The sequence below is a fragment of the Kribbella kalugense genome, from assembly GCF_004365875.1.
GTDB classification, from domain to species: Bacteria; Actinomycetota; Actinomycetes; order Propionibacteriales; family Kribbellaceae; genus Kribbella; species Kribbella kalugense.
This window is the reverse complement of the sequence record NZ_SODF01000001.1, coordinates 352878-364934: the sequence shown is the minus strand read 5'-3', so window position 1 is coordinate 364934 and position 12057 is coordinate 352878. Positions and strand designations below refer to the sequence as shown.

General features: G+C 67.8%; 10 protein-coding genes and 1 pseudogene. 2 read left to right on the top strand and 9 right to left on the bottom strand.

Translation table 11 applies throughout. The features are described from left to right. Window positions 1-66: 66 nt before the first annotated feature. Window positions 67-819 (top strand): type IV toxin-antitoxin system AbiEi family antitoxin, encoded by a 753-nt coding sequence (locus EV650_RS01770; RefSeq protein ID WP_238174251.1) that lies wholly within the window; start codon window positions 67-69, stop codon window positions 817-819. Here the strand turns inward: EV650_RS01770 and EV650_RS01765 are convergent. The 3 genes and pseudogenes from EV650_RS01765 to EV650_RS01755 all read right to left on the bottom strand — a co-directional run bounded on the left by EV650_RS01765 (window position 820) and on the right by EV650_RS01755 (window position 2807). Further along, window positions 820-1389 (bottom strand): annotated as a pseudogene (locus EV650_RS01765) (GrpB family protein). A gap of 70 nt (window positions 1390-1459) precedes the next feature. After that, window positions 1460-2224, bottom strand: coding sequence for a hypothetical protein (locus tag EV650_RS01760; RefSeq protein WP_134114649.1), 765 nt, complete (start codon window positions 2222-2224; stop codon window positions 1460-1462). Window position 2225: 1 nt separating this feature from the next. Further along, complete coding sequence (locus tag EV650_RS01755; RefSeq protein ID WP_134114647.1) at window positions 2226-2807, bottom strand: papain-like cysteine protease family protein; 582 nt, start codon at window positions 2805-2807, stop codon at window positions 2226-2228. A gap of 180 nt (window positions 2808-2987) precedes the next feature. Here EV650_RS01755 and EV650_RS01750 point away from each other — a divergent pair, with 180 nt between their 5' ends. Further along, on the top strand, window positions 2988-3893 hold the full coding sequence (locus tag EV650_RS01750) for a hypothetical protein (protein ID WP_134114645.1): 906 nt from the start codon (window positions 2988-2990) through the stop codon (window positions 3891-3893). 631 nt (window positions 3894-4524) lie between these two features. Here the strand turns inward: EV650_RS01750 and EV650_RS01745 are convergent. The 6 genes from EV650_RS01745 to secD all read right to left on the bottom strand — a co-directional run bounded on the left by EV650_RS01745 (window position 4525) and on the right by secD (window position 11981). Continuing rightward, a complete protein-coding gene (locus EV650_RS01745) occupies window positions 4525-5241 on the bottom strand; it encodes a hypothetical protein (protein WP_238173966.1) in 717 nt (238 codons plus the stop codon). 253 nt (window positions 5242-5494) lie between these two features. Beyond that, on the bottom strand, window positions 5495-5971 hold the full coding sequence (locus tag EV650_RS01740; protein ID WP_134114643.1) for a hypothetical protein: 477 nt from the start codon (window positions 5969-5971) through the stop codon (window positions 5495-5497). Continuing rightward, window positions 5972-8335, bottom strand: coding sequence for a RelA/SpoT family protein (locus EV650_RS01735; protein ID WP_238173965.1), 2364 nt, complete (start codon window positions 8333-8335; stop codon window positions 5972-5974). 153 nt (window positions 8336-8488) lie between these two features. After that, on the bottom strand, window positions 8489-9028 hold the full coding sequence (locus tag EV650_RS01730) for an adenine phosphoribosyltransferase (protein ID WP_134119824.1): 540 nt from the start codon (window positions 9026-9028) through the stop codon (window positions 8489-8491). After that, window positions 9028-10233: a protein translocase subunit SecF gene (gene secF, locus EV650_RS01725; RefSeq protein WP_134114639.1), complete on the bottom strand. Its 1206-nt coding sequence runs from the start codon at window positions 10231-10233 to the stop codon at window positions 9028-9030. Before secF ends, EV650_RS01730 begins: the two co-directional genes overlap by 1 nt. Then, window positions 10233-11981, bottom strand: a complete 1749-nt coding sequence (gene secD / locus EV650_RS01720) for a protein translocase subunit SecD (RefSeq protein WP_238173964.1) — start codon at window positions 11979-11981, stop codon at window positions 10233-10235. Before secD ends, secF begins: the two co-directional genes overlap by 1 nt. Between the last annotated feature and the right edge of the window lie 76 nt (window positions 11982-12057).

Sequence of the window (12057 nt, the reverse complement as noted above, 5' to 3'; positions counted from 1 at the left end):
TTTCGGCCTTATCAGGTGGGGCGAAAGCTCAAGTGGCTTCTCGCTCACGGCGACATTCGCCCAGTGATGAAGGGCGTGTATGTCGACGTACGCGTTCCTGACTCCCCCGAATTGCGCGCCGACTCGGCGCGCCTGCTGATACCGCCAGACGCAATCGCATGTGGGCCGACCGCCGCCTGGTTGCACGGGCTCGACACCACCGCGCTCGGGCCCGCCGAGTTGGTCCAGGCTCACTGGACTCGGCAGCCCAGCGACGAGGTCGACGTCCTCGGCGTGCGTGTCACGAGTCCGACCGCCACCGCAGTCGAACTCGCCATGCGGCTGCCGCGACCGTTCGCGTTGTCCTCCGTCGACGCGTTCCTGCGTTCAGCCAAAGCCGACCGGGCTACTCTCCAAGCCGCATGTGCGGCGTACGAAGGCCGCCCCGGCTACCGGCAAGCGCAGGACATCCTCCGCTGGGCCGACGACCGCGCGGCCTCGCCCGGCGAGTGGCTACGACTCCGCCTGATCGACGGCGGCTTCGGACGGCCAGAGCTGCAGGTGCCGGTCAGGGGGCCGACCCGCACCTACCGCCTTGACCTTGGCTTTCCCACTCGCCCGGTCGACGGGCGGCGGCTTGGGTTGGAGTACGACAGCGACCAGTGGCATTCGTCGAAGAAGCAACAGTTGAAAGACGAAACCCGTCGTACGGAACTGGACGCGCTGAGCTGGCACGTCATTTCGGTACGACGAACTGACCTGTGGGGCTCGTACCCAGCATTGGAACTCGCCGTCGGCGCATTCCTCTGCCAAGAGCCGAGATTGCCTCGCCGCTGGTAGCTACGGAATGGTCCACCCGGTTTGGTCGGCCCAGCGTTCTGCAGCTGTTATGAGGACTTCGGTCGCAGGGGCCTTGATCTGGCCGTAGTCGAAAATGTCGGGGACGGATTGGGCCAGGCGTTGTTTGAACGCGCCCCAGGCCCGGCGGGCAGTCTCATCGGCTCGCAGATAGTCGCGGAAGAGCAAGGCATAACGGGCATTAGGACCGGTGGCGAGACGAATGTGCACGTTCGTGGCGCGTTCGCCGACGGGTGGCGCGAACACGAGTTTGTCGCAGCGTTGGCCGCTTGAGATCTCGACGCGGTTCCACGGCTCCGGGCGGCAGCGGAAGCTGGCGTTCTCGAGCAGCTCGACCAAATCGGTGGAGAGTGCGGTCACTCAGACCTGAGCGTCGATGCAGTTCTTCGCCGCCAGCCCGGGGACCGAGGTCGAGCCGACGTGATCAATGGCTACGGCTCGATCTCCCAACACCGCCTGCAATCTGGCGGCGAGGTGGGTGAATTCGGCCGGCCAGTCGGGGTTGTAGTCGGCGACGTTGACGGCGGGACCCAGCTCATCGGGAAAGGGCATTGGGCCATCATCGCAAGCGCCCGGTTCGCCGCACGGAGAGGCGGGTACGGCGAACCGGGGCGACCGGGGGTCAGTCGTTGTAGGACATCTTGCGCCTCACAATCAGCAGGAGTGCGAGGGCAACCGCACCCGCCCCCGCGGTAATCGGAATGATGTTGTTGCGAGAGGTCGCGGCGGTCGAGGCGGCAGCGGCCGCTGTGTCGTAGCCGCCGGCCAGACCCTGGTCGTTGTACGTGGTGCCGGGGAGCTTGTCGGAGTAGCGGTGGGAGACGAGTTCTTGGTAGGCAGTGACCGAAATGGGCTTGGCTCCGATCGACTTGACGGCGGACGGGTTCAAGGGCCGGACCTGCGTAGCCGTGAGCGCGTACCACGCGCCCACCTGCGGCTCGGTGAAGACCAGCGCACCCTTGGCCGCGGTCGTCATCCGCGCCTCGGTGTTGCCGGAGGCCACATTGACGGGCTGCCAGTTGCCCCCGGCATCGGGCGTGGTGAAGACGGTCATCGCCGAACCACCTTTACTTGCGGTGGTTGCGGCGTACCAGAAGGCCGCGACCGGCGCCGACGCGTCGCGAACGAACGCCGGGTTGAGCGCGTAGATCGGGTGCGTATCCGCCGCGACGGACACCGCACCTGCGGCCTTCGCCGTACCGCCGGCCTTTCCGAGCAAGCCGAGTGCGGCCGGCGAATGCGCCGCATTGGTTGCCTTGGACAACTCACCCGGCGCGACAGGCTGGGGTACGGCGGCACCGGCCGGGGCAGCGAAGGCGAGTCCGAGACCGAGTCCCGCAGCGAGTACGGCGGCGCAGCGGAACAGGATGTTCTTCGGGCGGCGCATGTCAGGCTCCGATCCGGTACAGGGAGTGGGTCCAGGTGAACTGGGAGTTGGACCGGTACCAGTTGTACGTCGAGTAGTTGTAGCGCGGGTCGTCCGGCCACGGGTTGTAGTACTCGATCGTCGAGTCGGACGAGTCGTACCCGATGATGTCCATCATGTGACCGCCGCCCGAGGTCCAGCCGATCCGCGTCATCACCGGGCGGCCGGCCGCGATCTCGCTGACGACCGTGCTGAAGCTGACCGTGCCGGAGATGTAGCTGCCGGCGCTGATCCCGATCGTCCGGAACGCCTGCTGGTCGTTGGCCAGGCTGGCTTGGTTGTTCGGACAGGTCGCGTTCGCATTGTTGCCGAAGGCCATGTTGCAGAACTGGTTCTGCGAGTACGAGCGGCCGTAGAACGTGGCGATGCTGTTGCCGCTCGCGGCCCAGCACCAGTTCGACTTCTGCTGGGCCTGACCGCTGACGTTCAGGTAATAGCTGGCGGGCGCGGCCGAGGCGGGCGGCGCGAGCGGAGCCAGCGTCGCGAGCCCGAGGATCGTGGCCAACAGCAACGACCAGGAGCGGCTGGGACGGAGCCTGCGCATAGGTCCTCCTTCGAAGGAGATGGGGCGGAGACCATCGTCGGGACGCCGGTACCGCGCGACAAGCACTCGGATCCCGCCGTACGACGGGTTGTGAACGGCAACGCGCCGTGAACAGCGGGTGATGAGCCGGTGTCAGACCGTGCTGTGAATGTTTACACTGCCCCAAAGGAGCGTGGGCCCATGGTCAAATCGGTCGAAGCGTCGATCCCTGCGGTAACTCCGGAGGCGTCGTTCGCGGACGCCCTGCGGCACGCGATCTCGCGCCGCGGCCTCGCCCTCAACCGGATCCGGACGCACCTCGCCGACCGCGGGCTGCACGTCGGCGTGGCGACGCTCAGCACGTGGCAGAGCGGGCGACGGGTCCCGCGCGAGGACTCGCTGGCCGTCGTCACCGCGCTCGAGGAGCTCCTGGAGGTGCCGACCGGGTGGTTGACCGTCCGGATCCCACCGCCGCGTGCGCCGGGCACCTCGCCCCAGCCGTACGCCGTTGTCGACTACGCCGAGGCGCTCAGCCGGCTGCTCGATCGCCTCCGCCGGGACGCCCACGGCCGGCTGCGCAATGTGACCGTGCTCGAGGAGGTCCGGATCGGCGCCGATCGGAGCGCTCAGCTGCGGAGCGTGATCCAGAGTGTGGTCGCCGTACAGCCCGTCGACCGGTTGATCATCGCGCACCAGGGCGAGTCGGGCTGCGACGCGGAGCAGCTCGAGCTCCATGCGTTGAGCGGCTGCCGGACCGGCCGGATCGCCCGCTCCCCCGAGGCCGGGGCGCTGCTCGGGGAGTTGCTGCTCGACCGGGTGCTCGCCGTCGGGGAGACGGCCGTCGTCCGCTACGAGATCGTGGACCCGAGCGGATCGCCGACGACGGACTACCAGCGGTTCAGCGAGTGGGGCGGGATGCACTACGTGCTGGAGGTCCAGTTCGACCGCGCTGCCCTCCCGGTCCGCGTCTACGAACTGCGCCGCCGCCACACCTCCGGCCCCAACCTGGTCCACCGCGAACTAATGCTCACCCCCGACGCCCGAGTCCACGTCACCGAACCCTCCGCCGACCCCGGCACAGTCGGCATCGCCTGGGAGTGGGACTAGCCCCTCCCCCGCCACATTTCATGGGCCGCCCCACGAATTTGATGGGTAGACCCATCACGTGCTGGGTTCTGGACCCTGGTTCAGGGTGGAGAACCCAGCAATTGATGGGTCAGCCCACCAAACCCGTGGGCTGACCGGCTCTCATGCTCGATGTGTCGGTCGCGGCCCTCCTGGATGCGCTGGAGGCTGGCCCGCAAGCACGCCTCGCAACCGGGGTTCCGGCGCTGGTGCCGCCGAGCCGCTGGACCCTCGCGGCGGACCGCCACGCCACCACAACCGCGTCCGGCAAGCGACGGTCCCGTCTGGCCGGCTCCCGAGCACTACATTGTGATGGCCTGGACGTGCGCAGCCAGCCATCGGAGCGTGGGGAGCCGAGCCGCTGGCGGGTTGTTTCACCGCTGGAGAGACACAACCCGCCACCGGTCACAGAACCCGCCAGCCGCATCCCCCACCCTTCCACGGCATGACACCGATCCGTGCGGCACGAGAGTCGGCTGACCGACGAATTTGGTGGGTCAACCCATGACTTGCAGGGTTCTGGACCGTGGTTCAGAGTGGAGAACCCGCCAATTGATGGGTCAGCCCACCAAATGCGCACCCAGCGGTAGCCGCCGGGTGGGGCGGGTGGGGGCTAAGTGCGGAAGCCGGCGTGGACGTGGTCGTGGTGGGTTGCGTCCGAGAAGTACGCCGCGCCGGAGAGTTGGTAGGGGCCGCCGACGTTGTAGGAGCCGGCGGATTCGGCGGCGTGCATGTAGGACGTGATGAGGGAGCGTGAGGTGGTTGGGGAAACGACTGCGTGGCCGTTGATTTGCCAGGTGTCGAAGGCTCGGCCGCGGGGGTGGTCGCTGGGGCGATCGGTGCCGAAAACGTCGAGTGGGTGGCCGGAGCGGATGACGCTGATGCCGATTCGGTAGGTCTTGGCGAGCTCGAGCATCGTGGTCAGCACGCTGTCATGCACCTGGCCCGAGCGGATGTCGGCGGCCGATGCCGGGGGCAACGTGATCTGTTCGCTCGCCAGCACCTGCCGGGCGGCGGACGACAGGCTCGCAACCGGCGCTCCTGGTTGAGCTGGGTGGGTCGCGGTCACCCGCCAGGTTCCCTGCGATGACTTGCTCAGTCGTACGTCGACCGTCGTACCGCCGCTGATCAGACGGTTCGCTCTGATCGAGTACACCCGGCACGGCACCAGCACGCTGGCCGAGGAGCTCAGGATCCCGCCGTACTGCGCGTCGATCACCTCGATCGCGGCCGGTGTGTCAGTCGGCTTCAACAGCTTCACCACCGCCGCCACCGCAAGCCGCTTCACCTCCGGCTGAATCTCCCCCGCCCCCGGCACCCAAGCGCGCACCGACGGCAGAGCAACGGTGGGCGTGGGTGTAGGCGACGGTGTCGCCGAAGCCGCCGGCGCACTGGACGTCCCAGATGGAACAGGAGACGACGGAGCTGAGGTCGACGGAGCAGACGCCGACGGGGCCGACGTCGTGGGAGTCGAGCCCGGCTGCTTCTGAGCCGAAGAATCACTGCACCCCGCCAGCGCCCCGACACCCGCGACCAGAAACACCCGACGCCCGACACGACTCATACCCGCAGTGTCCCCACCCTCACAAACACAGCCGGCAGTCCGTGTAGTCGCCGAAATACAACCCATGCTTCGGGCAACGGGAGAACGCAGCCTCCACCGGCTCCAGATCCCAAAGCCGCGGTAGCTCAACCGGCTGCGTCGGCGGCCGATACTCCAGCACCATCCGCTCGTACTCCGCCAGATAGACCTCGACGTACGTCGGCTCGTAGCTCAGCAACTCCCACCTGAACCGTTCCTGCGCCAGCCGAACCACGCGCAGCAAGTAGTCCCGCTCCGCCTCCCATCCGTCAGCCGGCCACGGCAGCTCGTCCAGATCGAACCCGTCGTTCCCCAGCCCGATCCGGGAGTCGCACAGGAGCAACGCGAACCCACGCTCGAACTCTGTCTCCGCCAGCTCACACGCAGGCAGCGCAAGCACATCCAGGAAGACCGAGGTCGCTCCGTTGGACAGCTTCAGCCCCGGCCCGTCCGGCGAACCGCGGAACCAGTCGCCCACCTACTGGGTCACGCGGTACACGTCGAAGACGCCCTCGACCGAACGGACTGCCTTCAACACATGGCCGAGGTGAGTCGGATCGCCCATTTCGAAGGTGAACCGGGACTTGGCAATCCGGTCGCGGGTCGTAGTCAGGGCCGCGGACAGGATGTTCACGTGGTAGTCGGACAGCACCCGGGTGATGTCCGACAGCAGGCGAGCCCGGTCCAGTGCCTCGACCTGGATGGCGACCAGGAAGACGGACTGGGCGGTCGGCGCCCACTCGACCTCGACGATGCGCTCCGGCTGGGTCTTCAGGTTCTCCACGTTGGCGCAGTCGGCCCGGTGGACCGAGACGCCCGCGCCGCGGGTGATCCAGCCGATGATCTCGTCGCCCGGAACCGGCGTACAGCACCGCGCCAGCTTCGACAGCACATCCGTCGTGCCCTTGACGATGACACCGGCATCGCCGCGAGCCGTCCGCTTCCGGCGCTCACGACTGGCCGGCAGCCGAACTCCCTCGGAGAGGTCCTCGGCCGCGCCCTCCTCACCGCCATACGTCTCGATGAGTCGGCGTACGACGGCCTGCGCGCTGACGTGCTGCTCGCCCACAGCGGCGTACAGACCGGTGACGTCGGGGTACCGCAGCGAGTTGGCGACCGCGGTCAGCGTCTCGTGTGACAGGAGACGTTGCAGCGGCAGACCCTCCTTGCGGAGCTGCTTCGCGATGGCGTCCTTGCCGTGCTCGATCGCCTCGTCGCGGCGCTCCTTGGAGAACCAGTGCTTGATCTTGTTGCGCGCACGCGGGCTCTTGACGAACGTGAGCCAGTCGCGCGACGGACCCGCGCCCTGCGCCTTCGAGGTGAAGACCTCGACGACGTCACCGTTCTCGAGGGTGCTCTCCAGCGGCACGAGGCGGCCGTTGACCCGGGCGCCGATGCAGCGGTGCCCGACCTCGGTGTGGATCGCGTACGCGAAGTCGACCGGCGACGAGCCGGTCGGCAGCGACATCACATCGCCGCGCGGGGTGAAGACGTAGACCTCGGAGTTGTTGATCTCGAACCGCAGCGAGTCGAGGAACTCCGACGGGTCGGAGGTCTCCCGCTGCCAGTCGACGAGCTGCCGCACCCAGGGCATGTCGTTCGGACCGCCGACGTCAGTGGTGGGCGTGGCCGGCGCGACCGAGCCCGGGTCTTCCTTGTACTTCCAGTGCGCGGCGATGCCGTACTCCGCACGGCGGTGCATCGAGAACGACCGGATCTGCAGCTCCACCGGCTTGCCCTGCGGGCCGATCACGGTGGTGTGCAGCGACTGGTACATGTTGAACTTCGGCATCGCGATGTAGTCCTTGAACCGGCCGGGCACCGGATTCCACCGCGCGTGCAGTATGCCGAGCGCGGCGTAGCAGTCCCGGACCGACTCGACCAGCACGCGAATGCCGACCAGGTCGTAGATATCGCCGAACTCGCGGCCGCGGACGATCATCTTCTGGTAGATCGAGTAGTAGTGCTTCGGCCGGCCGGTGACGGTGGCCTTCACCTTCGCGGCGCGCAGGTCCTCGTGGACCTGGTCGATGACCGAGGCCAGATACTCGTCGCGGGACGGCGCGCGCTCGGCGACCAGCCGGACGATCTCGTCGTACACCTTCGGGTGCAGGGTCGAGAACGCCAGGTCCTCGAGCTCCCACTTGATCGTGTTCATACCCAGCCGGTGCGCCAGCGGGGCGTAGATCTCCAGCGTCTCGCGGGCGATCCGCTCCTGCTTCTCCTGGCGGAGGAACCCGAGCGTGCGCATGTTGTGCAGCCGGTCGGCGAGCTTGATCACCAGCACCCGGATGTCCTTGGACATCGCGACCACCATCTTGCGGATGGTCTCGGCCTGCGCGGACTCGCCGTACTTGACCTTGTCCAGCTTGGTGACGCCGTCGACCAGCATGGCGATCTCTTCGCCGAAGTCGCGGGTCAGCTCGTCCACCGTGTACGGCGTGTCCTCAACCGTGTCGTGCAGGACGGCGGCGCAGAGCGTCGGCGCGGTCATACCGAGCTCGGCCAGGATCGTGGCGACGGCGAGCGGGTGCGTGATGTACGCGTCGCCGCTCTTCCGGAGCTGGCCGGTGTGGTACTTCTCCGCGGTCCGGTAGGCGCGCTCGATCAGCGCGAGGTCGGCCTTGGGGTGGGTCGCACGGACCACCCGGAACAGCGGCTCGAGCATCGGCGCCCGGTTCGGATGGCGGGTGCCACCGAGGCGGGCGAGACGGGCACGAACCCGGGCGGGGGCGATCCGCGGCGGTTGAGTCGCAGGCGTCGGCGACACGGGAGCCGGGCGCACCGTCGCCGGCACGCGCGGGGGCTCCTGCGGTACGGCGTCCGGCACCGCAGATGTCATCGCCGGGTCTTCGCCCACGTTGTGTCCCTCCGCCGACAGACCACCAGTCTAGAGGCCCGCGTCCAACCAGGCAGAACCGCCTGTGGACAACACGCCGGGTCAGCTGACGATCGCGGAGAGTTTGCCCGAATTCAGACCTGAGTCAGCCTGTGTTCAGACAGTGAGCAGCGCCGTCAACTGTTCGTCGGCGAGCCGCTTACGCCCAGGCAGGAACGAGAGCTCCAGCAACACCGTCGTACCGACCACCTCGGCGCCGCAGCGCCGGATCAGCCGCAGGCAGGCCTCGACCGTCCCGCCGGTGGCGAGTACGTCGTCGATCACCAGCACCCGGTCACCGGGAGCGAACGCGTCCTGGTGTACTTCGATGGTCGCCTCGCCGTACTCCAGCGAGTACGACTCCTCGTACGTCGCCGCCGGCAACTTGCCCTTCTTCCGCACCGGCACGAAGCCGGCGCCGAGGGCGAGCGCGACCGGGGCGGCGAGGATGAACCCGCGCGCCTCGATCCCGACCACCTTGTCGACCACCGGGTTGCCGTCGTCGTCAGTCCCGGACGCGGCCAGCGCCTCCACCACCTGGGCGAAGCCGTTGTGGTCCGCCAGCAGCGGGGTGATGTCCTTGAACACCACCCCCGGCTGCGGGTAGTCCTGGATGTCGCGGATGCCGTCGGCGAGAACCTGCTCCAGCGACCGCATCACTTACCGCGCTTCGACCGCGGCTTGCGCGTCGGCTGCGGACGCCCGGCCGCCGTCGCCTTCATCGGGCGGGACGACGGAGCCGGCGCCGAGCCGGTGGCCCGATCCGCCTTCCGCGACGTGTCCGCCCGCGTCGTGTCCTGTACGCCGGAGCTCGGTACTGCGGAACGCGGGGCAGCGCCCGCGGTCGCGACAGCAACGGGGGCCGCGGCCGCCGAGGCGGTCTGGGCCTTCTTCGCCGACACCCGCTTGTTCAGCGCCTGCATCCCCGGCTCACGCTCCTTGAAGACCGCGAGCAGCGACGGAGCGATGAAGATCGACGAGTACGCACCGACCGCGATACCGACGAACAGCGCCAGCGACAGGTCCTTCAGCGGGCCGGTCCCGAGTACGACGGTGCCGACGACCAGGATCGAGCCGACCGGGAGCAGTGCGGTGACCGTGGTGTTGATCGACCGGACCACGGTCTGGTTGACCGCGAGGTTGGTCGCGTCCGAGTAGGTGAACCGGTTCGACCCGGTGATCCCCCGGGTGTTCTCCCGGACCTTGTCGAACACCACGACGGTGTCGTACAGCGAGTATCCGAGGATCGTCAGTACGCCGATCACCGTCGCCGGTGTGACGTCGAAGCCGACCAGGGCATACACGCCGACCGTGATCGTGACGTCGTGGATCAGAGCGATGATTGCGGCCATCGAGGCCTTGGCTTCTCGGAAGTAGAGCCAGATCACCGCGAACACCAGCACCAGGAACACGATCAGCGCGAGGATCGCCTTGTCGGCGATCTGCTGGCCCCAGGACGCACCGATCTGCTGCGACGTCACCTGCTCGGCGGGGATGCCCGCCTCCTTGGCGATCGCCGCGCGTACCCGGCCGACGTCGTCCTGGCTGAGCGGCTTGGTCTGGACCCGGACCTTCGTGTTGTTGATCGTGGTGACGACCGGGTCGCCGAGACCCTTGGCGTTGGTCGCCTTCACCGCGTTGGAGAAGTCGTCCACCGTGCTGCTGGTGACCTTCACGGCGGCGTCGTACTCGACGCCGCCCTTGAACTCGACGCCGAGGGCGAGGCCGCGGACGAACAGGCCGCCCAGCGAGATGACGACGAGGGCGATCGAGAGGCTGAACCAGAACTTGCGGTGGCCGATGAAGTCGTAGGAGACCTCACCGCGGTGCAGCTTGGCACCGATCTGTCCGAGCTTCGACATCAGACCTCCCCTCCCAGCGGCTTGCGCGTCGACGGAGTCTTCCGCGGCCGGACGTTCGGTTTCGTCTGCCCGGGTAGCCGTTCGACGCCGAGATGCTCCGGATCCAGGCCGGACAGCTTGTGCCCGTGGCCGAAGAAGTCGGTCCGGGCCAGCAGGGTGAGCACCGGCTTGGTGAACAGGAAGACCACGACCAGGTCGATCAGCGTGGTCAGGCCGAGCGTGAACGCGAAGCCCTTCACGCTACCGATCGCCAGGACGTACAGGACCACCGCGGCCAGCAGCGAGATCGAGTCGGCGGCGATGATCGTGTGCTTGGCGCGGGCCCAGCCGGTCTCCACCGAGGAGCGCAGACTTCGCCCCTCACGCACTTCGTCGCGTAGTCGTTCGAAGTAGATGATGAACGAGTCCGCGGTGATACCGACGGCCACGATCAGACCGGCGATGCCGGCCAGCGACAGGGTGAAGCCGATCCCCTTGCCGAGCAGGATCACCAGGCTCCCGGTCAGCAGGCCGGCGGCCACGAGTGACAGCACCACGACGAAGCCGAGACCGCGGTAGTACAGGAAGCAGAAGAGCACGACCAGCGCGAGGCCGATGACGCCGGCCCAGATACCGGCCGAGAGCTGGTCGCCACCGAGCTGCGGCGACACCGTCTCGACCGAGGAGATGACGAACTTGACCGGCAGCGAGCCGTACTTCAGCACGTTCGCCAGGTCGCGGGCCTCGGCCTCGGTGAAGGTACCGGTGATCTGCGCCTGACCGCCCGGGATCGGGTTGTCGACGCTCGGGGTGGAGATGGTCTTGCCGTCGAGCACGATCGCGAACAGGTTCTGGCCCTGGCCGCGCTGCGAGATGGCCGTGGTGGCCTTCAGGAACTTGTCCCCGCCGGCACCGGTGAATTTCAGGTTGACCTGCCACTGCAGGCCGTTCTGCGGAATGCCCGCGCTGGCGTCCGAGAGATCCGTACCCGCGAGGATTGCCGGCCCGAGCAGGAACTTGTTCTGCCCGGTCTGGTCGCAGGAGAAGAGCGCCTTCGTCGGGTCGTCGACCACCTTGTCGCCGCACTTGAACGTCGCGAACGCCGCCTGGGTGGCCGCGTCCGGCGTGTACTGCAGCGGGTCGGTGCTGGCGGCCGGCGTCGACGGCGTCGCGGCCGGCGTGCTCGGCTTGGCGGTCGGCGTCGTGCTGGCCTTCGGCGTCGGGGTCGGCGTCGCCTCGCCGAGAGCGCTGGTCCAGGCCCGGCCCTTCGGCGTACTGGTCGGCTTGATCGTGGCGCTCGGCGTCACCTTGTTGCTGGGCGTCGGCGTCGTACTCGGCTTTGGCGTGGTGCTCGGCTTCGCCGTCGGGGTCGGCGTCGGAGCGGGCGCGTTCGAGTCCGAACCCAGCACGATCCGGAAGTACAGCAGCGCGGTCTGACCGACCTGCGACACCAGGGATTCCTTGGTGGCGCCCGGTACGGCGACGTTGATGATGTTCTGCCCGGAGGTGGTGATGTCGGACTCCGCGACACCGGCGCCGTTGACGCGCTGGCCGATGATGTTCTTCGCCTCGTTCAGCTGGTCGGCGGTCACCTTGCCCTTGCCGTCGAACGTGCTGGCGGTCAGCGTGATGGTGGTGCCACCACGCAGGTCCAGGCCGAGCTTGGGCTTCCAGGTCTTGGTCAGCGCCATGATCCCGAACAGCAGAACCACGACCACCAGCAAGGCGATCAGGCTCCGCCCGGGGCGGGATGTCGAAGTCGTTGCCACGTCAGTTTCAACCTTTGTACTTCTGGGCGCGCCGCAACGTCAGAGTTCGACGCCGAACGCCGTGCCGCAGGCCGTT

Bases quoted from the DNA above. Each gene is read 5' to 3' on its own strand.
- EV650_RS01770 (WP_238174251.1), top strand. From the start codon at position 67: ATGAAGGGCGTGTATGTCGACGTACGCGTTCCTGACTCCCCCGAATTG.
- EV650_RS01760 (WP_134114649.1), bottom strand. From the start codon at position 2,224: ATGCGCCGCCCGAAGAACATCCTGTTCCGCTGCGCCGCCGTACTCGCT.
- EV650_RS01755 (WP_134114647.1), bottom strand. From the start codon at position 2,807: ATGCGCAGGCTCCGTCCCAGCCGCTCCTGGTCGTTGCTGTTGGCCACG.
- EV650_RS01750 (WP_134114645.1), top strand. From the start codon at position 2,988: ATGGTCAAATCGGTCGAAGCGTCGATCCCTGCGGTAACTCCGGAGGCG.
- EV650_RS01735 (WP_238173965.1), bottom strand. From the start codon at position 8,335: ATGACATCTGCGGTGCCGGACGCCGTACCGCAGGAGCCCCCGCGCGTG.
- EV650_RS01730 (WP_134119824.1), bottom strand. From the start codon at position 9,028: ATGCGGTCGCTGGAGCAGGTTCTCGCCGACGGCATCCGCGACATCCAG.
- secF (WP_134114639.1), bottom strand. From the start codon at position 10,233: ATGTCGAAGCTCGGACAGATCGGTGCCAAGCTGCACCGCGGTGAGGTC.